This is a genomic window from Ruegeria sp. THAF33 (assembly GCF_009363615.1).
Classification (GTDB): Bacteria; Pseudomonadota; Alphaproteobacteria; order Rhodobacterales; family Rhodobacteraceae; genus Ruegeria.
In genome coordinates, this window is the sequence record NZ_CP045386.1 from 99,729 (window position 1) to 119,906 (window position 20,178).

Sequence of the window (20,178 nt, forward strand, 5' to 3'; positions counted from 1 at the left end):
GCCGGAATTTCCCAATTCTCTAAAGAAAAGGCTCGTGTCTTTCCTTTTCTTCCATCGCGGTTGAAGGTTGGATGCTTCGCTTGAAACCGGGCCGGTGTAGCCTGCTACACACGCCCTCGCGCTGGTTTGTTAAGGCCTCAAGCTTGCTAGATTGAAAATCGCCTGCGTTGAGGAAAATTCTTGGTGCCAATCTAGCGTTCAAACGGATTCACCGGAGTTGCCATGGGAATGTGTTGCCGAAACATTTGCCACCAGCCTGCCAGTGCGTAGTGCTCTTACACGTGCGTTCATCCAATGCCTCACGACGACTCGGTACATCAGTTCACGAAAAAAGCCAAAGTTCTGCCTGTGACGGACATAAAAGGAGTCAGGTGAGTCAAAGTCCCCAAAATCCTGCACGATGCCGTTTCTTTGAATGTATGTGTCACGGCCTTCCCATTCGACCTGGGGATCGCTCAGGCAATCCGTCCCCACACCATACCCACACAGGCTTTCTGTTTTGGGAAATGTCTGCTGCAACACGCGTAAGAAAAGCTCATCCAGAATAAAGCCTTCCAGCTTTAGCCACGTACCCTCTGCTTCGACTTCAACCCATGAATGCACAATCTCCGTCGGCGCCATCGGATAGAAAAGCTCGGGAACCACACCCCTCTGCAACTCTTTGTGGATCGTAAAGCCATGCAAACGGCATCGGATACCGCTGCCGCGAAACAGTGCCATCAGAAGAGTGCCCTTGGTATTGCATTGCCCATAGCCATTGGCGAGTACCTCTGATGCCGGGATATCGTCTGCACGGTTGTAACCAAAGGCAATCTCGTTACGCACGAAATCATAAATAGCGCCAATTCGATCCAAGACAGGCAGATCGGGCCAGCGCCGTTCCGTTATGAGTCCCAAAATTGCGGGTGTTTCAAAATCAAGCAGAGGTGTGGCGGTTAGCAACGGGTCTCGGTTCAGCATTTGGTCTCTCGTCGAATCAACTCAGAAAGACTTGTAATTGCTACAGTGACTATAGCTTCAAGGGGCTAATTCCAGTTCGCAACGACGCTGCCCAGGGTTACGCGCCGATTTCTTCGTGATCAGTAAGACATTCGGAATGATCGCGCAGAACTTCGAGTACACGACAATCCGAGGTGTTGCCGCCACTGCATTCATGCACCATGCGCTCCAGCTCGGTCCGCAACGCTTCCAGCCGCGCCATTCTTTGCTCAATCTGTTTGAGTTGCCGGCGCGCGATACTGTCGGCTTCATGACAGGGGCGATCCGGATCGTCGGACAAATCAAGCAGTTCGCGTATCGCCTCAAGCGAAAACCCCAGTTGGCGGGCGTGACGGATAAAAGCCAGGCGATCCAATTCGGTATGGCCATAACGCCGCTGGCCACCTTCGGTGCGCCCCGGTTCCGGCATAAGTCCGATCTGCTCGTAGTAGCGGATCGTCTGAACCTTGGTTCCGGTCTTTTTTCCAAGCGTTCCGATCGTCAGCATCTGGGTCTCCTTGCAAAGTTACAGCTTATGTAGGTTCAGGTCAGCACCGCACAATAGCACCTTCCAGCCGGTGGACCTGTGACACCCAGCCGCAGGCTCGAAATCACCTTTGAACCTCTAGCAGGTAGAGGGTGTACACGCCGTTCTGAACCAAGAATCGCAGGCGGACGGCTAACTTTGAAACTGACTGTATTTCAGAAAATCTTATGGGTGCTGGCTGGTGTCGCAACGGCGGCATTTGCCTATCTGATGTTGTGGTCAGATAACAGATCCGTGCGGACCGAAGAAGGTTCTGTCCCGTTCGAGGCCAGGTTCGAACTGACAGATCACTCTGGTGTTGTCCGTACTCAGAACGACTTTGCGGGCAAGTGGATGTTGGTGTTTTTTGGGTTCACCAACTGCCCGGACGTTTGCCCTACAACACTGTCCGAGGTGGCAGCAGTGCAGGAAGGCCTGGGAACCCAATCAAACCAAGTGCAACCCATCTTCATTTCAATTGACCCCGAACGCGACACTCCGGCCGTCTTGGCCGAGTATGTACCACTTTTCGATGCGGGGATCATTGGACTTACAGGCACGTCAGAACAGATAGCGCAAACGTCCAAGACTTTTCCGATATTCTACGAACGGATCGAACAAGCCGCTGCACCGGACGGATACACGATGGGGCATACCTCTCATCTGTTTCTGTTCAATGAGGACGCTGGATTCGTTCAGTCCTGGTCATATGGCACGCCTCCCGAAGAAATTCTTGCGGATCTGAAACAGAGACTCTGAGCACCATGTCCTGGTTTTCCAAAGATACACTTCTCGGCCTGGCCTGGGCGATTGCCCTGGTTGCTTCTCTTTCTGTTCTGTTCATTGGAGAGATCCTGGGGCAGACGCCCTGTGTGCTGTGCTGGTTCCAGCGCGCGTTCATGTTCCCATTGGCGATCGTACTGGGGCTTGGCCTGTGGTGGCAGGACCAGAACGTGGGCCGTTACGGGATAGCACTGGCATTGGGGGGCGCTGCTGTCGCCTTGTGGCACATGGGCCTGTATGCCGGTCTGATCCCCGAAAAAATCCAACCATGCTCAGCTAGCGGTCCGTCCTGCACGGACGCAAATCAAACTGTTTTGGGCGTCCCGATTCCGCTGATGGCGCTCGTTTCATTCGCGCTAATCGGCGTTCTGTGCGCCCTTTCACTCAAGGAGAAACAAGTATGAACAGACGAGGCCTGATTTTGTCCGTTCTCGCATTTGGTGGCGCTGGTTTTGGAGCCGCCTCCTGGTACGTGAACCGCCCGGCTGCTTCAGGCAACACCGAGCCTGTCGCACCCGAAATCGCTGAAACACTTATCCGTTCTTACTCGCCTGTTCTCGGCCCTAAAGACGCACCGGTTACAATTGTCGAATTTTTCGATCCGGCTTGTGAAGCCTGCCGTGCCTTTCATCCGGTCGTGAAGGACATCATGGCACAGCATGGAGACGCCGTGCGCGTTGTGATCCGGTACACCCCTTTCCATGGCGAAGGCTCAGAGGAGGCGATCCGCGTGCTTGAAGCGGCACGCATGCAGGGGGTCTTTGAACCGGTCCTGGAAGCCGTGCTGCGAGAGCAGCCCAAATGGGCCGCGCATGGTGCGCCTGAGCCTGGTCTTATTATTCGAATTGCAGCAGCGGCGGGACTGGATGCCGATGCAGCGCAGGCACAAATGCTCGCGCCCCAGACAGTCGGTGTTCTTAATCAGGATCGCGCTGATGTCGAAGCAGTCGGTATACGGCAAACTCCGACATTCTTCGTCAATGGCAAATCTCTGGATCCGTTTGGTGAGGCTGAATTGAGACGTCTGGTCGCTGCAGAAGTTGCAGCACTGCAAAGCTGAGCAGTAGCGAGAGGTACTATGAGACTCACTACAAAAAATACACTTCTGGCAGGTGTGCTTGCCGCATTCGGCACCACTGCCATTCTATCGGCACCGGTACTGGCAGGGGGCGACGATGTTGTCGTTGAAGATGCCTGGTCGCGGGCCTCTATCGGCACCAACCGGCCGGGTGCCGCGTACATGACGATCCGCAACACCAGTGATGAGGTCGTCACACTGACCTCTATCCGCACCGATCTTGCGATGATGCCCGAGATCCACCAGACATCGACCAATGCAGAGGGCGTTAGTTCCATGGCACCAGCTGGCGAGCTGGAAATTGCGCCCGGTGGTTCCGTCGCGCTTGAGCCCGGCGGGCTGCATGCAATGCTTATGCGGCTGCAACGCCCGATGACTGAAGGCGAGAGTTTTGCGCTGACCCTGATCTTTGCCGATGGAGCAGAAAAGACCGTCAACATACCGATATTCGGTATTGCTGCACGAGGCCCAGAGAACTGATGCAGCGGCGACGTGTTCTCACATTTGGGGCTGCTGGAATTGGCGCAATCGGCCTGACACTCTTTGTCGGATGGTGGCAAGTGGATGGGCCGGGAGCGGCTCAATCAGATCGCCTTCGTCCCCTTGCGTTGTCGGGCATGAACTTTCGCATGGTTGATCACGAAGGGACCCCCGTCACCCCGCAATCGCTGGTCGGACGTGCAACAATGGTGTTCTTCGGCTTTACCTACTGCCCGGATGTTTGCCCGACGACTCTTTCGGATATTTCCCTCTGGCTGGATGATCTGGGCAATGACGCGGACGAATTGAACGTCGTGTTCATAACCGTAGACCCTGAAAGGGACACGGTCGATGCCATGACCGATTATGTCAGCTACTTTCATCCAGCTATTCGCGGTTGGGTCGGCGTTTCGGACCAAATCGCGCAAGCCGCAGACGACTTTCGCGCCACTTATGAAAAAGTTCCTATGGAAGATGGCGACTACACAATGAACCACACCGCAAGTGTTTTTCTGTTTAACCCCACAGGCGAATTTGTCAGCACCATCGACTATCATGAGCAGAGAGAGTTTGCTGTACCCAAGATCCGCCGCGCTTTGAAAAGTGGAGCGGATACAACATCATGAGCGCACGGTTTCTAGCAACCTCGGCGATCGCGATCAGCAGCGTCTCGATTGCTGCGATCATGTTCATTGCCTCGAACAGGTCTGAAATGACGGTGCCTGCGCCCACGGTCTTTCAGGTGCCCAAACTTCCTGCGGAACCGCAGATCACATCGGCTCCGTTGCTGAACGTACCATCAACAGAACTCGCTCCAAGCCCCGTTTCGTTTCGACCTGTTCAGCCGGAACCCATTCAGGCAGAGGAACCTTTGCCTCCTGTTGAACCACCTTCACGAACATGGACGCGCGAGCTTGCGGTGGGTGACACACTCGACAGTATGCTGTCTGACGCGGGGATTGACGCAACCGATCGCGCTGAAATCGCACTTGCACTTGGCGCTGAATACGACTTGCGGCGCTTGCGGCCGGGTCACTCGATAACAGTCGTTGCAACGGCAGCGGATCAACTGCGGAGTGTGGAGCTCGCCGTGGAAGATGGCGTGAGAATTGAAGTGACACTTAGCGAGACATTGTCCACGCGCGTGGTCTCGCCAGAACCCGACACTGTCATTCTGGCCCGCAAAACAGAGATCGAAACTTCGATCTCAAATGCTCTGAGCAGCGCAAAGATCCCGGTTCGTTTTGCGGTGGATCTCGCTCAGATGCTGAGCGGCACAGTGGATTTTCGACGCGATCTGACCGGTGGCGAAACGCTTCGGCTTCTCTGGCGCGAAAAGAGCATCGATGGCGAGAGGGTGGGCCAGTCCGAGCTCATTTTTGCGGCGCTGGAAGTTGATGATCGGCTTTACGAAATAGCATGGCCAGACGACGACAACGGTCGCGCCACGATCTATGTTGATGGTGAACTTCTTCGCGTCTTTGCCCAACCCGTCGAAGGCGCGCGCCTGAGTTCAGTCTTTGGTCGGCGGAAACATCCGGTCTACGGCAATGTGCGGATGCACACCGGTGTCGATTTTGCTGCCGCACGTGGTACTCCGGTACATGCGACGGCCCCGGGTCGCGTGTCTTATGTAGGTTGGCGCGGGGGGTATGGGCGTGTGGTGGAAATCGCTCATGGATCGGACACGGTCACGCGATATACGCATCTTAGCGCAACCGCCGATGGTCTGGCCAAAGGTCAGCGCGTGGAGGCTGGCGAGATGGTTGGCCGTGTCGGGTCGAGCGGCACCGCGACCGGCCCCAATCTTCATTATGAAGTATTGGTTGACGGGCGCCCAACGGACCCGCTTTCTGACAACCGACTTGCTGCCGCTGCGAACAACGAGGTTGAAAGCGAAGCAGCGCGAAAACGCTTAAGAAATGCTCGAGCACAGCTTGAGAAACAGCTGGGCAATCCCGTCGCCAAAAAAAGCGAATCTAGTTCGTGAGAGTTTCCTAAACGGCTTCAAGTGCGCGGCTATCAGTTTGCGGGTATGCGCGCCTGAAGCGGACTGCACTGCAGAAGAACCAAATCAGAGGATGTAAGATGATTGCAATCGCGGGGGCCTTGGTTGGCGCGGTTTGGGGTGGGGTCCTGGCAAAGCGCCGGAATGGCAACAGCCTTGATATTCTTCAATACGCTACAGGATATGGCATCGCTTTTGGCCTGGTGGCGTTATTTCTTTCAATCGCAGTTGTGCGCCTGATGTAACGCGCCAGTAAGCAAGGCGAAAGCCGGACACCTGGAGTCCGGCTTTCGCTCTTATGTGGTCGCAGCGCCTATTCCCTGCGAGCCAAGGGTATTTGCCTTAGTCTGGGCGGTATGATCTTCCGGAGCTTTCAGAAGCCGTAAGGCATTGGCCACGACCAGCAAGGACACTCCGACATCAGCAGCGATTGCACCCCACATGGATGCCAAACCAAAACCCGTGAGAGTGACAAACAATGCTTTGGTCGCAAGTGAGAAGCCGATGTTCTGACGGATGATCGACATGGTTCGACGTGAATGGTCGATCAGCCAGGGTACTTTACCGATGTCGTCGGTCATCAGAGCAATGTCTGCGGTCTCAATCGCAGCATCGGACCCAACTGCACCCATCGCAACTGCATAATGTGCCCGAGCCATCGCAGGCGCGTCGTTGACGCCATCGCCGATCATCGCAACCATCTCGTGCTGTTCTGCCAGTTCCTCAATCGCAGCGACTTTGTCCTCCGGCAGAAGTTGGGCCCGGACTTCGTCGATACCGACTTCGGCTGCTACCGCTCTCGCGGTTTGTTCGTTGTCACCAGTCAGCATGATGATTGACTTCACGCCCTGCGCGTGAAGCCGGGCAACGATGCTTCGGGCTTCGGGGCGAATGCGGTCCCGCAGCTCAAGCAAACCGGTGACTCCGTTCTCATCCCCGACAACCACAAGTGTGCTTCCCGCGCTCTCGATTTGGTTGCGCAATTCGGCAGGGATGGACGCGCCAAAGCCTTTCTCTACAGCGAAGCGGTCAGAGCCAAGCCAGATATCTCCGCGCTCGGTGCGGCCTTCAAGACCCCGACCGGGAACGGTTCGGATGTCTTCAGCCGCAGATATCGAAATGTCGGTCTGTTCTGCCTTGGTCAAAATGGCGCGGGCCAGCGGGTGTGAAGACCGAACCTCGAGGCTGGCACCGCTCGCCAACAGCTCCTGCTCGGATGCGTCGCCCAGCGGATACACATTGGCAACTTCAGGCTCTCCCATGGTGATCGTGCCGGTCTTGTCCATGGCCAGTGCGGTGGTACGCCCGGGGGCCTCGATATATGCGCCGCCCTTAATCAGAACCCCAGCCCGGGCCGAAGCGGTCAAAGCCGCAACGATGGAAACCGGTGTGGAAATGACGAGCGCACAGGGGCAGGCGATAACCAGAAGAACAAGTGCATTGTAAAACCAGAAGCCCCACGATGCGCCAAATGCAAGCGGTGGGATCAGGGCGATGGCCACTGCAACGACCATAACGATGGGCGTATAGATCCGCGCAAATTTTGTAACCCACTGCTCAACCGGCGCACGGCGAGCATGAGCATCACCGACCATCCGGATGATCTTGGCAAGCACGGTATCGGACGCTGTTTTCGTCGCACGAATTTTGAGGGTGCCTTCACCATTGATTGTGCCGGCATAGACCTCATCACCCAGCTCTTTGGGAACCAGCGCGCTTTCACCTGTGATTGGAGCCTGGTCAACGGCACCGGCCCCTTCGATGACTTCGCCGTCAAGTGGAATGCGATCCCCACCCCGAACGATGAAGCTGTCACCGACAAAGACATCCGCCGCCGGGACCGTTGCCTCGGAACCGTCAGCACGAACCAGCCGAACCGTCGGGGGGGCCAGATCAAGCAGCGCGGATACTGCGTTGCGAGCCCGTCCGACACTCCAGCTTTCCAGATAAAGAGAAAGCGAAAAGAAAAATGCTACAGTTGCCGCTTCAAAAAACTCGCCCAGAGCGATGGCACCAGCGACGGCAACAACCATCAGAAGGTTCATATCCGGCGAAAGTCGACGCGCCGAATACCAGGCCTTAGGGGCCACCAGCCAGACGCCAAACAAGATCGCGACTGCGAACAAAGCTGCCTCGGCTAATGGCATCGGAACCTCACCATGTCCCGAGAACAGCCCAAGCGCACCGCCCATGCCGGTTTCGAAAATGTGCCAGCCAAAACCCGCTGCCCAAAACCCTCCGCTGAGCGCGGTGAACCGCCGCTGACGTGCAATATGCGCCGCCTGATCCTGCGCGGCATTTCCGTCATCCCAAGAATTGGCGGTCATACCGGTGCTGGCAACCAGCAGCATGACATCTTCGTCAGAAAGCTTGGCAGCACTTTCAAGAAGCGTCATTCGACCGTTGATGACATCAAAAGCGAGATGCTCTTCACCACCAACTTTCGGGCCGATAACCCGGTTCAGGATCGCAACCTCTTCGGCGCAATCGAGGCCAGAGACCTGAAAGCTTCTGCCACCTTCGGGAATCGGACCGGCGGGCGCGATGTCACCACACCCGCTACTGCCGCACGCGTTGTGACCTTGTCTATTTTCGTGGTCATGGTCGTGGTTGTGGGTATCGGATGACATAGTTAGACCTCAAGAATCTCTGCGGTCCTTTGCAAATAGTTCCTACAGCAACTAGAGCTTCAATACCTTTTTCAATTTTTTTCAATCCGGTTCGTTGCCCGCGATATTGATGCTTCATTCCTTCTTGCGGGCCGGTCGCGTGGATGCAATTTAGTCGCAGAAGACGTAATAAATTTTGGAACAAGTCAATGCAGAAACGGATCGCAATTACCATCACGTTAGTCTCGATTACTGCCGGTTGCTCAGCCCAGTTCACAGGGGGCAAAAGCAAAGCATTCGAACCAGGTAACCTGCCGGATTCAGTTGTTGCGCTGGCAGAACCGGGGCAAGATCTGGCCACAGCGCGCCTTATGCCAGAAGATAACTGCTTTTGGTATGAGCACAGCGGACCTGTCGAGACGACGCTGGTTCCACTGCGCGCAACGAATGGCGCCCCGATCTGCGCTGCGCGTGACGCCTGATAAAAAAGAGGGCAGCGACATCCACCTGCGCTGCCCAAAATTTATGAGCGGGCTGTGACGCTATCTTCGGCCGAGTATACGTATGCGGTCGAGCCGATTTTTACATGTGGGTAGAGATCATTGATATGGGCCATGATCATTCTAACACATCCAGAACTTGCGCGACCACCGATGCTTCTGGGCTGAGGTGTACCGTGGATTCTGAGATAAGTATCTCGATCCCCAACGTATAGATAAAGGGCTCGAGAGCCGAGAGCATTACTTGGCCCGGGTTCCATGCCATCCCGGAATTCCGCGTATTCGGGGTTGAGCTCGATCATTGAAGCCGTTGGCGTCCAATGTGGCCATTCGACCTTGCGCCGGATAGCATAGGTACCGGGCTCGTAAAGGTTCCCACGCGCGATCGCTACGCCATAGCGCATTGCTGTGCCGCCTTCCTCGATATGGTAAAGATAGCGCGCGACGGCATCGACATGGATGTCACCGGGAACCAAACCATCATTTGCTACGACACGTCGTGGTAAAAAACGGTCATGAACGCCCCATGGATTTGAGGTCGCTGGATCGTAGTCAAATGGCGTGACCTGGCTGTCCCAATAGGTCTTTTGCGACGAGGTTGGCCATGTTTTGGCGATCAATGGACTGGCCGCAGACGCCGAGAATAGCGCTGTGGTTGATTGAATGAAATGGCGCCGTGTCAGCATAAGTCTCGTCCTGGTTCACAAGTGTAATGTGGTTGCATCGCATTTTTGCGATCAAATTCGAGTCTTAAAGCCTCTAGCAGCTAGAGCTTCAAGAGGTTTCAGGTAACGCTTGGTTTACCTAATGGACCATGTCGCCGGTTGCGTGAATCCTGCATCGGTCGAGTCTACTTCGGACTAGGTCGCAAAGACATTTGACAGAAACGAAGCCGCCATTGTAGCGGTGAATTGTTTTCGGTTCCTGATGGCGGAAGCCAAAAGGATTAAAAGGGAATACGGTTCGGTGTTTTCAATGGCGCCAATTCCGTAACTGCCCCCGCAACTGTGAGCGGAGAGCGATGCCAAGACACCACTGGTTCGTAATGGAACCGGGAAGGTTGGCGGAGCGAGCACCCGCGAGTCAGGAGACCTGCCGTAAAGCGCCGGGCTATGCCCAGACTGAACCTGTCGGCCTTACGGTCGATTCAACCTGACAAGCCGCCGGGTGAGGCGGTAGGGAGAAAGAACATGCATATCGAACCGGGCATCGTGAATGGTGCCAAAATCGCGCTTTCCTATGTTACCGCCGCAGGTGCGGCTACTTACGCAGCGAAAGAAACGTTTTCCACATTGCGTGCGAATGGACCTGCATCTTTTGCTATGCGCTCGGTGCTCGCCACCGTTGGGGTTTTCCTTTTCTTCGAAGTCCTGCCGCATTTCCCGGTTGGTGTCTCTGAAGTCCACTTCATCCTGGGGTCGACGCTGTTTCTGCTTCTCGGTGCTGCACCCGCGGCTTTTGGATTGGCAGCTGGTCTCCTGATTCAGGGTGTTTTTTTTGCCCCGTTCGATCTTCCGCAGTACTTCATCAACCTGACCACTCTGCTGGTGCCGCTATTTGCGCTACAAGCACTGGCCAGCCGCATCATCGCTCCCGGCACAGCATATGTTGACCTCAAATATGGCCAAGCTCTTGCGCTGAGTGCGACGTATCAGGGAGGAGTAGTCGCATGGGTTGGGTTCTGGGCCTTCTACGGCCAGGGTTTCGGCGCAGAAACCATGGCTTCGGTTCTATCCTTTGGCGGTGCTTATATGCTGGTAATCGTCATTGAGCCGATTGCTGATCTGGCAGTGCTTGCGGCAGCCAAGGCGATGCGCGGTTTGAACAGTACAGGTCTGGTGACTCCGCGTTTGTACAACGCTGCGAAAGCTTGACCAAAGTTTGAAGCGGTGTCCTAAAATTGGGTTGCCGCGAAAAAACCGGTAGTCGCAGCTCCAAAGATTATTGTGGCGCGTCTCGAGGGCGCGCCACATTGTTTTTAGCCACTAAAAACCTGTACCCAACGATCAGGGTGAATCGGGTCCTGTATTCGTAGGAAAAGATACCTCGTTTCCTTCCACGTTTTGATCCTGTTGGTAACATTGTCCAGAACCAAATCGCCTTCACTCGAGCGATAGACTAGAACAGCATGGCCATTGCGATTGGTGTCCAAGACAGTCGCAATTAGTAGCTTCGTAGGATCCAAACCATTCTGCACAAGTTCAAACTTCTTTTGCAAAGCGAAGTCTTCGCAATCTCCTGACCCTTGCGTCGGCAGTGTCCAGTATTCTTTTGTCCCATATTGGCTTTGATCCGAAACTGCTCGGATTCTCCGATTGACGCGCGTGTTGATCGTTTTAACGATCTGATTTTCTTTTGCCACGGACAGACCAGAGCTACGAGCGCTCGCGCACGCCCACGAGTAGTCTTTGCACAGTGATTTGGCACCGGATGGCGCTCCAATCTTTTTGTCAAGACCGATCGAGGGAAGCTCAGAGGCTTGCAATGTAGCGGCAGACACAAAAAAGCTGCATATAAAACAGACCATTGGGAGATAACCCAGCAGGTTTTTCGATAACACTCCCTGAACTAAAGTGGGATTTGTCATATCTGCCTTCTCCATGCTCGTTCCTCTAAAGTATCCAAACTTCCCCGGCCAATGTGTTTTATTCCAAGCCTTCATGTGCTTGGGGAATTGCAACAGCTTCTTAGCCTCTAGGGGTAAAGCGGCAAAAATTTGCAGATTCTTTGGTATTTCTTCCTTAGTTGACAGCATCAGAGCATCCACGCCATCACCAGCCCGGCATAGCTAACAGAGCGAATTAGAGGGTAAGCTGATCGCAATTCTCTCATTCAACAATAATACAACAGAGATCGGCCGTCATCGCTGAGGGTTACGGAATACCGGGACAATGAAGCCGCTCCTCCGCAAGCTGAGATAGCCAGTTTCGGTTTTCCAGGCGCTGCAATTAGTGGCCGCTAATGACATCTTTGACGAAAGGCTCGTTGAGCAACGCCGTTAGCAGGGGGCATGAGGCCGCACCCTCGGTGCAGGTCTGCACAAGTTCTGCCAGTGCTTGCTCCAACCGTTGGAGGGCGGCGATTTTTGACCTGACGTTGTCGAGATGTCTTGTTGCAACGTATTCGACGTCACGACAAGCTTGCTCGGGCGCTTTGGACAATTCGCGAAGTGCGCATGCATCCTGAATGGTAAAGCCAAGATCGCGGCAGCGTTTGATGAATCTGAGCTCGGAGATTTCCCGTTCCGTGTATGCGCGGCGTCCCGAGGCGGTTCGACCGGCTTTCTCGACTATGCCTTCCCGTTCGTAATAGCGGATCGTCTCGACCGACAGACCGATCAATCTCGCCGCTTCGCCAATCGCAATCATGTGATGACCTTTCCCTTGAACCTGTAGCTACTACAGGATGCATGTTGTCGGTCATGATGTCGAATTTCACAAACCGCGCGAAGCAAGAATCGAGGAAGTCGAACCGGCTTCCGTTCGAGTTCGTCAAAGCCGGAGAAAGCTGACCATGAGCAAGTTTGTTGGCGCGAGTTTTATTGGATCGTTTACCGCACTTGGCGTTGCGACCTGCTGCATCTTGCCGATGGCCTTGATTTTACTTGGCTTGGGAGGGAGCTGGCTGGCCGTATTCGGCAAGATCGCCGCCGCGAGTTATTACGTGCTCGGCGGTTCGACGGCCCTGCTGTTTCTCTCTGGCATCGTCGCGTATCGCCGTGGTTCGCTCGACCGCCTCAAATGGTGGCTGACAGGCAGTTTTGCGTTGACGGCCATCGCTTGGGTTATCGTGCTCAACGAAATCCGAATAAATGATTTCCTGATAACCTTGATGTGACGCCATGAGTGAAAAGCGCCCGAACCTTGTCAGCACGATCATCTGCCCGGAATGTGGACATTCAAGGCCTGAAACGATGCCAACAGACGCGTGCCAGTGGTTCTACGAATGCACATCTTGCGGAAAAGTCCTGAAGCCACTTCCCGGCGATTGCTGCGTCTACTGTTCCTACGGATCGGCTCCATGCCCGCCAATTCAGGCGGGCTACAAATGCTGCGGTTGATACGGCGGCCGGGATGTCGGTTTTGTCCGCAAAGCCGGTCATCAGGCTTTGCGGACGCGGGTATTTTTTCACCGTAAGCTGGAACTTGCCCGGTAGGACAAGGCAGGCGTGAAGTCACGGATCAACTGGTTTGCCGTGAAGAATGTCACGTAAACCGGGCAGAAGAAGCGAGCGCCGCGTTTTTCAGGATCTTGCCAGCGCCATCGGAACTTCATGCGGCCGGGTATCTGGCGAACACCTCTGTGGTTCCATCCTTGCGGATCAGGAAGACGTCAAAAGCTTCGCGTTCGCTTTCCGGCCCCATGCCTGGCGAGCCGAAAGGCATTCCCGGAACCGACAGTCCGACGGCATCCGGGTGTTCGCCCAGCAGGCGCCGAATGTCAGCGGGCGGGACGTGTCCTTCGATCATGTAGCCCTCCACGCGGCCCGTGTGGCATGACATCATGCCCTCCGGAATCCCATTGGCAGTTTTGTAAGCGTTCAAGGCCTCCCAAGCACTGTTTTCCACGCCTACTTCAAAACCTTCCGCCCGCATGATTTTGATCCACGATCCGCAGCACCCGCAATTCGGATCCTTCAGGACATGGATTGAGGGACCGATTTTCGCTAAGGCGGGAAGCGCCGCGCTGCACGCAATTGCCGCGGCTCCTTGCATCAAGCGGCGGCGGCTCAGGTTATTCATTGTCATGTTCCCTCTTGGGTAAACTTGTTTTAAACCGATATAAAATCGCACCGGTAGGATTAAAGCTGGACCGCATTACAGGGCCGACTTGTCCGTCACCCTCCGATACTCATCAGATATGGCTTTCTGGGCGACGCAGGGATTTCTCACAATGATCTGACGCAAACTCTGCTCGGAAACGGAACCCTCGCTCTCCTTTTTTCGCTGCACCTGCCGCTCTGGGTCCTGCTTGGCAATAACCCGGTTCGCAAGCAACTCCGCTACCCTCCGTTCAAGGCCGGAATTGCGCCTATTTCTCACTGCTGCGTTCTATGGCACCCACGATCGAACAGTTCTGAATTCCACCACGCCCCGGACACGCCGCGATCAGCTCGTCCAGATTGTTCCTCAACCGTGCAAGCCCGTCGATCCGTTCCTGAATTTCGTCCCGCTTTTTGCGCGCTCTGGCCTGCATCGCGACGCACTCGGTATTTGGTGCCGTGCGCAACTCCAGAATTTCCGCGATTTCTGCCAGCGAAAATCCGAGCTTCTTAGCGCCGGATATGAATTTCAGCCGCCAAAGCGTGTCACCACCATAGTCCCGCGCGCCGCCGTCAATTGGGCGCGGCGGCTGAGTGACAAGGCCCTTCCTTTCATAAAATCGGATCGTCTCGACGCCTATCCCGGTCTCGCGCGCGGCCTGGCCGATCTTGAGTGGTTGCATCGCGGTCTCCCTCCGTCACCGTCATCTTGACACCGTATCATGATACGGAGGTTAAAACATTGGGGTCTTGGTGGTTGCGAGGATGTCAAATGCGGACCTTCCTGAAACGGTGGCTGCTGCCGATATTCGGCTCCGCCCTGGCGCTCTATCTGGTGTTTGCGCTCTACGGCAGCCTCGATTTTGCGCTGTTTCTGCAGGGCCTGCGCGGAGCCAACATGTTCTGGATCGCGATTCTTGCCGCCACCATCCTGCTGGAGCAGCTGATGAGCGGCTGGAAGTGGAGGCAGATCCTGTTCGACGTGAAACCGGTCGGCACCCTGCGGCTGACGGGGGCGCTACTGGCAGGTTATGGCGCAAATGTCCTTGTCCCGCTCGGCATCAGCCCGCTGGTCCGGGCCTGGCTGGTTGCCCGGCTCGACCGCCTGAAGATGGCGACCGTGCTTGCAACCGCGATCATCGCCCGGTTCCTCGACGGCGTCGTTTTCGCCCTTTTTGCCGGAGCGGTGGCCGCCGCCGGCCAGATTCCACAGATCGAGGGTGACCTGCGGCTGGGATTGAGCGTTGCGGGCCTGTTGAACCTGATGCTTTTCGGCAGCCTGCTTTGGGTTCTGTTCCGGTTCCGCGCGTCACTTCTCAGCGAGGACCCTCTGGTCTGCCGACTCTTCGACTGGGCTGCCGCCCGCATCGGGGCCGATGGCGCGTATCTGCGCACCGCGCTCGGTGAAGGGATCGTCTGGCCACAGGCACGGGCCCGCCGCATCGCCGCCATTGCCGCAGCCATTGCGGGTAAGCTGGTGGCGACAACCCATTTCCTGTGGGCCGGGCTGGCGGTTGGCGTGGTGCTGAGCGCGTGGGATTACCTGTTCTTGATGGTGTTTGCCGGGTTCGCCATGGTTCTGGGTCGTTTCGTGCGCATCCCGGCGAGCTTTGTCTTTGGGGCGGGGTTCGCGCTCAAGGTGCTTGGCGTTCCGGACGAAACCGCCCTTCTGATGATCCTGTTCAACTATGTGCTGACGATCCTTCTGGTGGTCGGGATCGGCCTGACGGTGTTGTGGCAGAGCGGCATCGACATCCGCCGCGCCCGGGCGGAGGCAGAGGCGGCGAATGGCAAGGCGTAATCCCGAAGACACGAGATTTTGGCGCATCGCCGGTGCTGGTGCGGTGTTTCAGGGCGGGTCGGCGGCGGTGGACAGCGCGACGGTGGTGGCCAGTCTGGTGCATATGCTGACCGGTAGCGCGCTGGCCGTGGGCTATGCCAGCACGGTCCTGCGTCTTGGCTGGCTGCTGCCCCAGTTCGCGGTGGGCTACCTCGCCGAGCGCACCGATCGGCGCATGCCGTTCTACGCCCTTGGTGCCTATGGGCGGGCGATCACGGTCGCGATGATCGGTATGCTTCTGTGGTGGGGGGCCGACTGGCCGCAGGTCGATTGGCCTCCGGTTCCGCTGGCGCTCGGGATGCTGGGGCTGTGGACAATCTACGCCTTTGTCAGCGGCGTGGTCGCGGTGCCCTACAACGACATCGTCGGCCGGGCGATCCCGTCCGAGCGCCGCAGCCGTATGTTGGCCTGGCGCTTTTTCGGCGGCGGTGTTCTGGCGGTTCTGGTGGCGGGCGTTCTGCGACTTGCGCTCGACGTGATGCTGCCGCTCAGGGCCTATGCGCTGATCTTCTGGCTCGGCGCGGTGCTGATGATCGTCTCTGCGACGCTTTTTGTCGCCGCGGGTGAGCCCGCTACCGCTGCAAGGGCGCCACGGGACCGCCCGGCCAATCTGTCTGGATTTCTGCGCGAAGGGGTCTCGACACTACAACAGGATCGCCGGTTCCGGCTGTTCCTGATCTTCCAATGGCTTGGCGCAGCGACGCTGATGGCGTTGCCGTTCTATGTCGTTGCCGCCAGCCGCAGCGGCCTCGGGGCGGCGGATGTCGGAACGCTGTTGGCGGCGCAGACCGTCGGCGCGCTGGCCTCGAATCCGGTCTGGGGCCGTATCGGCGACCGGATGGGCAAATTGCGCCTGCTGGGGATAGTGGCACTGGTGCGTCTCGGACCTCCGGTGCTGGTGTTGCTGCTTGTGGTCTCGAGTTCGGGGCTGACCGGTTTCGCGGCGCTGTTCTTCCTGATCGGCGTGATGATGAACGGGGTGACCATCGGCTATCTCGGCTACCTGCTGGAGATCTCGCCCGACGACCGCCGTCCGGCCTATTCCGCGTGGTTTAACAGCTTTGCGGCCCCGGCGGCGCTGGCGCCACTTGTGGGCGGCGTGGTGGTCAGCATAATCGCCATCGAAGCCGTGTTCATCGCTGCGATCCTGGCCGCGCTGGGTCAGGTCGTGATCGCGGCGCGGCTGTCCCAAGTTTGATATAGCACTTTGTTTCACCACGGTCGCACAATTCGCTGTTCCTCTGTGGGGAACTTAAGATGGGTCAAGGCGAACTTTCTGTTTCTGGCCTAATATTTTGGCATCGTGAATGGAGGCAATAATGGCCAATGCAGAATCAACAGCGCGCGTGAAAACCAAGATTTCTGGTAGGGCCATGGCTGTGTTCGGTGTGACCTTTTCCTTTTTGGCCATGCTGGTCAGCGGAGGCATTTTGTTTTTCGCTCCAATAGGTAAAATCTCCAATGCCACCGACTGGCAGGTGTTGGGCCTTGACCGGCAAGGGTGGGATGACGTCCACATCGCCTTGGCGTTGCTGTTTGTCGGATTCTCCCTGTGGCACGCGGCGCTGCATTTTCGAACCTTCAAAACGCTGATCCTCGACAACAGGATGTGTCCACAGGGGCATCGGATCGAAGCGATGATCGGAGCCGCTTTCGTGATCGCTTTGGTCACATTGACGGTGTTTGGGCTTCCGCCCGCGAATTGGCTGCTCGATCTCAATGAGTTCTTCAAGCACGAGTTCTGGGCAGGCTGACCCAGAATGAACGCCCCCACAGCGAGGCTTCGCCGTGGGGGTCAAATCATCACAAGAAGTTTCGATTAGTCGTCGCCTTTCTCGCTGTAGTCGTCATTCGTATCGGACATGTGGGGAACCGGTTCGCCAGTCGCTGCGTCCAGGTAGGCTTCGACTTCGTATCCATATACGTCGCGCATTTCGACTTCGTAGTAGCGGTCGTCATCGCGCTCAATTTCCAGAATTTGGTAGCCCTGCGCTTCAAGCTTGGCGGCAACCTCGCCAACGGGCATCCAAGTGACGGTCTCAGGTGACGCCGACGTGACCGTATCGGTGGCGGCGTTGACAGCAAAGGCCGCAGCGGCGGCGGTAAGCAGGGTGGCGGCAAAGAGGATTACTTTCATGTAGGTCTCCAAGATGAATTGGGCGGGATTGCCCTGTCGGTATTCCTTTTTCTCAAATGTCGCCTGATGCCGGTCTGACAGCCCGTGTCAGTGAACTGTCAGTGGAAAGACGGTAGTTTGCCTACATGAAACACGCTTTGATCGTTCTGATATGCACACTTGCCAGCACTGTCCTCGCATCCGAGGACCACGATGCGGCACGTGATGCAGTGCGCCAACATAAGGTCATTCCGCTCTCGAAGATTGTTCCGGACGTTTTAGAGAGATTCGATGCGTCGCTGCTCGAAGCAGAGTTCGAACGCGAGCATGGCGCGTATGTCTATGAACTGGAGTTGATCACGGGCTCGGGCCGAATGATCGAAGTCATGGTGGATGCCACCACGGGTGCGATACTCGAAGTTGAGCAGGAAGGCTGGCAGGAAAGGGACGAATAATGCGGCTTCTCGCGGTCGAAGACGACCCGATCATTCGCAAGGACGTGCAATCTGCTTTGGAAGCCTCTGGATTCCGCGTGGAAATCGCCGAGGACGGCGAGGACGCATGGTTTCTGGGGGATACCGAAGATTATGACCTCGTCGTTCTTGATCTCGGATTGCCGCACATGGACGGATTGAGCGTGTTGAAACGCTGGCGCGCCAACGGCCGGCAGATGCCCGTTCTGGTCCTGACAGCGCGCGGGGCTTGGCACGAACGGGTCGAAGGGATCGAAGCTGGGGCCGACGACTATCTGCCCAAACCGTTCCGGATGGAAGAACTTGTGGCCAGGGCTCGGGCGCTGGTGCGCCGGTCTGCCGGGCATAGTGCTCCTGTGCAGACGTTGGGCGATTTGACCATCGACACGAACAGGATGTCCGTAGCTGTTCGAGGAGTGCCGATAACGGTGACCTCCCTGGAATACCGGCTTTTGTCCTACCTCATGCTGCACCGAGACCGCGTGGTGCCGCCAACCGAGCTCTTGGAGCATCTATATGGTGATGACGACGCCCGTGAGGCCAATGCGGTGGAGGCCATTCTCACCCGACTTCGCAAGAAGCTTGGGGCCGGCATTATCGGCACCAGACGCGGGTTTGGATACTTTCTGGAGGCAGTGGAGGGCGATGGGTGAAAACGGGCTCTCTCCGCTTTCGGTTGTTCGTAGCCACTGCGCTGTCGGTTTCCATCGCGCTGATGCTGGCGTTCTGGGGGCTGGGGCTGCTCTTTGCCTCGCATGTGGAACGGCGTGCAATTGATGACCTCTCCGTCCAGCTCGACCAGATACTCGCAGGAGTGGAGCGGGATGAAAAAGGGAAAATTCGGATTGGATCGGCTCCGGCAGATGCCCGTTTCTCAAAGCCTTTTGGGGGCCTCTACTGGCAGATCGAAGTTGAGGGGCTTCAGTTACGCTCAAGATCGCTATGGGATTTCGCTCTCGATCTTCCTCCGGATCATCTGAAGAGCGGGACCGTCCATGTGCACTATCTCTCCGGGCCCGGGGAAAACCAGCTGCTTGTCATGGAGCGGAGCATTGTGCTTTCCACACGCCTTGGAGGCGTTCCGATGCGCGCTGCCGTGGCCATGGATGCCTCTCAGCTTGAGAAAAGCACCGAAGAATTCCGGGAAGATCTTGTGCCTTTTACGCTTCTTCTGGCGCTTTTTATTGTCTTCGCTGGGGCGGTTCAAGTCATTGTCGGTCTTCGACCGCTAAATTCCGTCGAGCGGCGGATATCAAGGATCCGAACGGGAGACGTGAACCGGGTGGGCGAGGATTTCCCTACGGAAATTCGTCCCCTTGCAGCCGAAGTGGATGCCCTGCTCCTACAAAGGGAAAAGGACATCGAGCAGGCAAGGCACAGAGCGGGCGATCTCGCTCATGGCCTGAAAACCCCACTTCAAGCATTACTTGGAGATGCGCGCCGTGTTCGCGAGGCCGGATTGACTGATACCGCAGCGTCAATCGAAAGCACCGTCAAAAGCATGCATCGCCATGTCGAGCGTGAATTGAACAGGGTTCGTATTGCGACGCGAGCCGCCACGTCGAAGGCCGATCTCACCGAGGCTGCAAGTCGCGTTATTGCAGTAGTTCAGAAAGCCAGTTTGAACGACGCATTGAAATGGGATTTGGACGCGCCAGCGAATCTCGTGGTTGCGGCAGATATGGAAGATTTATCCGCAATTCTGGGTGCGATTACGGAAAACGCATCTCGCCATGCGAGGCGGCAAGTCAGGATATCAGCACGCAAACAGGCGACGCATGCAGTTCTGAGCGTTCTTGACGACGGTCCGGGCATTCCACCAGACAAGATCGATACTCTCATGCGCCGGGGCGTGCGCGAGGACGAAACAGGAACCGGGCTTGGCCTGGCGATCGCGCGGGAATTGACCGAGGCACTGGGCGGATCGCTGGAATTGATCTCCCGCGATCCGGGACTGATGGTTCGGATCACTTTGCCTCTGGCTGCTACCTGACAATCACCTGACAGTCCCCATCAGGCTGACAT

Annotated in this window: 26 protein-coding genes and 1 riboswitch; of the genes, 17 read left to right on the forward strand and 9 right to left on the reverse strand. The window is 56.6% G+C overall.

Going from position 1 to position 20,178, the window contains the following annotated elements; translation table 11 throughout:
- Positions 1-198 precede the first annotated feature (198 nt).
- Both FIU92_RS21340 and FIU92_RS21345 read right to left on the reverse strand, forming a co-directional pair.
- Entirely contained in the window at positions 199-960 is a 762-nt protein-coding gene (locus FIU92_RS21340) for a transglutaminase family protein (RefSeq protein ID WP_152460741.1), read from the reverse strand.
- Positions 961-1,057: 97 nt separating this feature from the next.
- Positions 1,058-1,486 (reverse strand): helix-turn-helix domain-containing protein, encoded by a 429-nt coding sequence (locus tag FIU92_RS21345; RefSeq protein WP_152460742.1) that lies wholly within the window; start codon positions 1,484-1,486, stop codon positions 1,058-1,060.
- A gap of 213 nt (positions 1,487-1,699) precedes the next feature.
- On the opposite strand from FIU92_RS21345, the gene FIU92_RS21350 reads away from it, so the two are divergent.
- From FIU92_RS21350 to FIU92_RS22905, 7 genes are all read left to right on the forward strand, one after another.
- Complete coding sequence (locus FIU92_RS21350) at positions 1,700-2,263, forward strand: SCO family protein (RefSeq protein WP_152460846.1); 564 nt, start codon at positions 1,700-1,702, stop codon at positions 2,261-2,263.
- Positions 2,264-2,268: 5 nt separating this feature from the next.
- Entirely contained in the window at positions 2,269-2,691 is a 423-nt protein-coding gene (locus tag FIU92_RS21355) for a disulfide bond formation protein B (protein WP_152460743.1), read from the forward strand.
- Positions 2,688-3,347 (forward strand): DsbA family protein, encoded by a 660-nt coding sequence (locus tag FIU92_RS21360; RefSeq protein WP_050605686.1) that lies wholly within the window; start codon positions 2,688-2,690, stop codon positions 3,345-3,347. Before FIU92_RS21355 ends, FIU92_RS21360 begins: the two co-directional genes overlap by 4 nt.
- Before the next feature lie 18 nt (positions 3,348-3,365).
- Positions 3,366-3,845 carry a copper chaperone PCu(A)C gene (locus FIU92_RS21365; RefSeq protein WP_152460744.1) on the forward strand — a complete coding sequence of 160 codons (480 nt, stop codon included), beginning with the start codon at positions 3,366-3,368 and terminating at the stop codon, positions 3,843-3,845.
- Positions 3,845-4,471, forward strand: a complete 627-nt coding sequence (locus FIU92_RS21370; RefSeq protein ID WP_050605688.1) for an SCO family protein — start codon at positions 3,845-3,847, stop codon at positions 4,469-4,471. Before FIU92_RS21365 ends, FIU92_RS21370 begins: the two co-directional genes overlap by 1 nt.
- The gene (locus FIU92_RS21375; RefSeq protein ID WP_152460745.1) at positions 4,468-5,835 is read left to right on the forward strand and encodes a M23 family metallopeptidase; all 1,368 of its coding nucleotides are present in this window, start codon (positions 4,468-4,470) and stop codon (positions 5,833-5,835) included. Before FIU92_RS21370 ends, FIU92_RS21375 begins: the two co-directional genes overlap by 4 nt.
- A gap of 98 nt (positions 5,836-5,933) precedes the next feature.
- Positions 5,934-6,098: a hypothetical protein gene (locus FIU92_RS22905; protein ID WP_170602105.1), complete on the forward strand. Its 165-nt coding sequence runs from the start codon at positions 5,934-5,936 to the stop codon at positions 6,096-6,098.
- Positions 6,099-6,149: 51 nt separating this feature from the next.
- On the opposite strand, the gene FIU92_RS21380 is transcribed toward FIU92_RS22905, so the two are convergent.
- Complete coding sequence (locus FIU92_RS21380) at positions 6,150-8,483, reverse strand: cation-translocating P-type ATPase (RefSeq protein WP_083445369.1); 2,334 nt, start codon at positions 8,481-8,483, stop codon at positions 6,150-6,152.
- A 188-nt stretch (positions 8,484-8,671) separates the two neighbouring features.
- On the opposite strand from FIU92_RS21380, the gene FIU92_RS23085 reads away from it, so the two are divergent.
- Positions 8,672-8,944 carry a hypothetical protein gene (locus FIU92_RS23085; RefSeq protein ID WP_050605691.1) on the forward strand — a complete coding sequence of 91 codons (273 nt, stop codon included), beginning with the start codon at positions 8,672-8,674 and terminating at the stop codon, positions 8,942-8,944.
- A gap of 41 nt (positions 8,945-8,985) precedes the next feature.
- Here the strand turns inward: FIU92_RS23085 and FIU92_RS21390 are convergent, their stop codons facing one another.
- Positions 8,986-9,648, reverse strand: a complete 663-nt coding sequence (locus FIU92_RS21390; protein ID WP_152460746.1) for a L,D-transpeptidase — start codon at positions 9,646-9,648, stop codon at positions 8,986-8,988.
- A 215-nt stretch (positions 9,649-9,863) separates the two neighbouring features.
- Positions 9,864-10,077: riboswitch (cobalamin riboswitch) on the forward strand.
- Between the two features lie 75 nt (positions 10,078-10,152).
- Here FIU92_RS21390 and FIU92_RS21395 point away from each other — a divergent pair.
- A complete protein-coding gene (locus FIU92_RS21395) occupies positions 10,153-10,836 on the forward strand; it encodes an energy-coupling factor ABC transporter permease (protein WP_050605693.1) in 684 nt (227 codons plus the stop codon).
- Between the two features lie 104 nt (positions 10,837-10,940).
- On the opposite strand, the gene FIU92_RS21400 is transcribed toward FIU92_RS21395, so the two are convergent.
- Entirely contained in the window at positions 10,941-11,729 is a 789-nt protein-coding gene (locus tag FIU92_RS21400; protein ID WP_254705416.1) for a transglutaminase-like cysteine peptidase, read from the reverse strand.
- A 181-nt stretch (positions 11,730-11,910) separates the two neighbouring features.
- A complete protein-coding gene (locus FIU92_RS21405) occupies positions 11,911-12,330 on the reverse strand; it encodes a MerR family transcriptional regulator (RefSeq protein WP_152460747.1) in 420 nt (139 codons plus the stop codon).
- A 145-nt stretch (positions 12,331-12,475) separates the two neighbouring features.
- Between FIU92_RS21405 and FIU92_RS21410 the strand changes: the two genes are divergently transcribed.
- Both FIU92_RS21410 and FIU92_RS23090 read left to right on the forward strand, forming a co-directional pair.
- Positions 12,476-12,799: a hypothetical protein gene (locus FIU92_RS21410; RefSeq protein WP_152460748.1), complete on the forward strand. Its 324-nt coding sequence runs from the start codon at positions 12,476-12,478 to the stop codon at positions 12,797-12,799.
- A gap of 4 nt (positions 12,800-12,803) precedes the next feature.
- A complete protein-coding gene (locus FIU92_RS23090; RefSeq protein WP_152460749.1) occupies positions 12,804-13,022 on the forward strand; it encodes a GDCCVxC domain-containing (seleno)protein in 219 nt (72 codons plus the stop codon).
- Positions 13,023-13,233: 211 nt separating this feature from the next.
- Here the strand turns inward: FIU92_RS23090 and FIU92_RS23245 are convergent, their stop codons facing one another.
- The gene (locus tag FIU92_RS23245) at positions 13,234-13,431 is read right to left on the reverse strand and encodes a DUF411 domain-containing protein (protein ID WP_371419769.1); all 198 of its coding nucleotides are present in this window, start codon (positions 13,429-13,431) and stop codon (positions 13,234-13,236) included.
- Positions 13,432-13,993: 562 nt separating this feature from the next.
- Positions 13,994-14,407, reverse strand: coding sequence for a heavy metal-responsive transcriptional regulator (locus FIU92_RS21425; protein WP_152460751.1), 414 nt, complete (start codon positions 14,405-14,407; stop codon positions 13,994-13,996).
- 89 nt (positions 14,408-14,496) lie between these two features.
- On the opposite strand from FIU92_RS21425, the gene FIU92_RS21430 reads away from it, so the two are divergent.
- From FIU92_RS21430 to FIU92_RS21440, 3 genes are all read left to right on the forward strand, one after another.
- Positions 14,497-15,525, forward strand: coding sequence for a lysylphosphatidylglycerol synthase domain-containing protein (locus FIU92_RS21430; protein ID WP_152460752.1), 1,029 nt, complete (start codon positions 14,497-14,499; stop codon positions 15,523-15,525).
- Positions 15,512-16,762 (forward strand): MFS transporter, encoded by a 1,251-nt coding sequence (locus tag FIU92_RS21435; RefSeq protein WP_152460753.1) that lies wholly within the window; start codon positions 15,512-15,514, stop codon positions 16,760-16,762. The genes FIU92_RS21430 and FIU92_RS21435 overlap by 14 nt, the downstream gene beginning before the upstream one ends.
- A 121-nt stretch (positions 16,763-16,883) precedes the next feature.
- Positions 16,884-17,318 (forward strand): DUF4405 domain-containing protein, encoded by a 435-nt coding sequence (locus tag FIU92_RS21440; protein WP_170602101.1) that lies wholly within the window; start codon positions 16,884-16,886, stop codon positions 17,316-17,318.
- A 65-nt stretch (positions 17,319-17,383) separates the two neighbouring features.
- Here FIU92_RS21440 and FIU92_RS21445 read toward each other — a convergent pair whose 3' ends face one another.
- Positions 17,384-17,701: a PepSY domain-containing protein gene (locus tag FIU92_RS21445; protein WP_152460755.1), complete on the reverse strand. Its 318-nt coding sequence runs from the start codon at positions 17,699-17,701 to the stop codon at positions 17,384-17,386.
- 125 nt (positions 17,702-17,826) lie between these two features.
- Between FIU92_RS21445 and FIU92_RS21450 the strand changes: the two genes are divergently transcribed.
- Genes FIU92_RS21450 through FIU92_RS21460 form a run of 3 tightly spaced genes read left to right on the forward strand, consistent with a single transcriptional unit; the run spans position 17,827 to position 20,146 of the window.
- The gene (locus FIU92_RS21450; RefSeq protein WP_152460756.1) at positions 17,827-18,135 is read left to right on the forward strand and encodes a PepSY domain-containing protein; all 309 of its coding nucleotides are present in this window, start codon (positions 17,827-17,829) and stop codon (positions 18,133-18,135) included.
- Complete coding sequence (locus tag FIU92_RS21455) at positions 18,135-18,806, forward strand: response regulator transcription factor (protein ID WP_152460757.1); 672 nt, start codon at positions 18,135-18,137, stop codon at positions 18,804-18,806. The genes FIU92_RS21450 and FIU92_RS21455 overlap by 1 nt, the downstream gene beginning before the upstream one ends.
- On the forward strand, positions 18,803-20,146 hold the full coding sequence (locus tag FIU92_RS21460) for a HAMP domain-containing sensor histidine kinase (RefSeq protein WP_152460758.1): 1,344 nt from the start codon (positions 18,803-18,805) through the stop codon (positions 20,144-20,146). The genes FIU92_RS21455 and FIU92_RS21460 overlap by 4 nt, the downstream gene beginning before the upstream one ends.
- Positions 20,147-20,178 lie beyond the last annotated feature (32 nt).

What these genes read in the sequence shown, in the direction of transcription:
- FIU92_RS21340 (WP_152460741.1), bottom strand. Translation starts at nt 960, where the DNA reads ATGCTGAACCGAGACCCGTTGCTAACCGCCACACCTCTGCTTGATTTT.
- FIU92_RS21345 (WP_152460742.1), bottom strand. Translation starts at nt 1,486, where the DNA reads ATGCTGACGATCGGAACGCTTGGAAAAAAGACCGGAACCAAGGTTCAG.
- FIU92_RS21355 (WP_152460743.1), top strand. Translation starts at nt 2,269, where the DNA reads ATGTCCTGGTTTTCCAAAGATACACTTCTCGGCCTGGCCTGGGCGATT.
- FIU92_RS21360 (WP_050605686.1), top strand. Translation starts at nt 2,688, where the DNA reads ATGAACAGACGAGGCCTGATTTTGTCCGTTCTCGCATTTGGTGGCGCT.
- FIU92_RS21365 (WP_152460744.1), top strand. Translation starts at nt 3,366, where the DNA reads ATGAGACTCACTACAAAAAATACACTTCTGGCAGGTGTGCTTGCCGCA.
- FIU92_RS21370 (WP_050605688.1), top strand. Translation starts at nt 3,845, where the DNA reads ATGCAGCGGCGACGTGTTCTCACATTTGGGGCTGCTGGAATTGGCGCA.
- FIU92_RS21375 (WP_152460745.1), top strand. Translation starts at nt 4,468, where the DNA reads ATGAGCGCACGGTTTCTAGCAACCTCGGCGATCGCGATCAGCAGCGTC.
- FIU92_RS22905 (WP_170602105.1), top strand. Translation starts at nt 5,934, where the DNA reads ATGATTGCAATCGCGGGGGCCTTGGTTGGCGCGGTTTGGGGTGGGGTC.
- FIU92_RS21380 (WP_083445369.1), bottom strand. Translation starts at nt 8,483, where the DNA reads ATGTCATCCGATACCCACAACCACGACCATGACCACGAAAATAGACAA.
- FIU92_RS23085 (WP_050605691.1), top strand. Translation starts at nt 8,672, where the DNA reads ATGCAGAAACGGATCGCAATTACCATCACGTTAGTCTCGATTACTGCC.
- FIU92_RS21390 (WP_152460746.1), bottom strand. Translation starts at nt 9,648, where the DNA reads ATGCTGACACGGCGCCATTTCATTCAATCAACCACAGCGCTATTCTCG.
- FIU92_RS21395 (WP_050605693.1), top strand. Translation starts at nt 10,153, where the DNA reads ATGCATATCGAACCGGGCATCGTGAATGGTGCCAAAATCGCGCTTTCC.
- FIU92_RS21405 (WP_152460747.1), bottom strand. Translation starts at nt 12,330, where the DNA reads ATGATTGCGATTGGCGAAGCGGCGAGATTGATCGGTCTGTCGGTCGAG.
- FIU92_RS21410 (WP_152460748.1), top strand. Translation starts at nt 12,476, where the DNA reads ATGAGCAAGTTTGTTGGCGCGAGTTTTATTGGATCGTTTACCGCACTT.
- FIU92_RS23090 (WP_152460749.1), top strand. Translation starts at nt 12,804, where the DNA reads ATGAGTGAAAAGCGCCCGAACCTTGTCAGCACGATCATCTGCCCGGAA.
- FIU92_RS23245 (WP_371419769.1), bottom strand. Translation starts at nt 13,431, where the DNA reads ATGATCGAAGGACACGTCCCGCCCGCTGACATTCGGCGCCTGCTGGGC.
- FIU92_RS21425 (WP_152460751.1), bottom strand. Translation starts at nt 14,407, where the DNA reads ATGCAACCACTCAAGATCGGCCAGGCCGCGCGCGAGACCGGGATAGGC.
- FIU92_RS21430 (WP_152460752.1), top strand. Translation starts at nt 14,497, where the DNA reads ATGCGGACCTTCCTGAAACGGTGGCTGCTGCCGATATTCGGCTCCGCC.
- FIU92_RS21435 (WP_152460753.1), top strand. Translation starts at nt 15,512, where the DNA reads ATGGCAAGGCGTAATCCCGAAGACACGAGATTTTGGCGCATCGCCGGT.
- FIU92_RS21440 (WP_170602101.1), top strand. Translation starts at nt 16,884, where the DNA reads ATGGCCAATGCAGAATCAACAGCGCGCGTGAAAACCAAGATTTCTGGT.
- FIU92_RS21445 (WP_152460755.1), bottom strand. Translation starts at nt 17,701, where the DNA reads ATGAAAGTAATCCTCTTTGCCGCCACCCTGCTTACCGCCGCCGCTGCG.
- FIU92_RS21450 (WP_152460756.1), top strand. Translation starts at nt 17,827, where the DNA reads ATGAAACACGCTTTGATCGTTCTGATATGCACACTTGCCAGCACTGTC.
- FIU92_RS21455 (WP_152460757.1), top strand. Translation starts at nt 18,135, where the DNA reads ATGCGGCTTCTCGCGGTCGAAGACGACCCGATCATTCGCAAGGACGTG.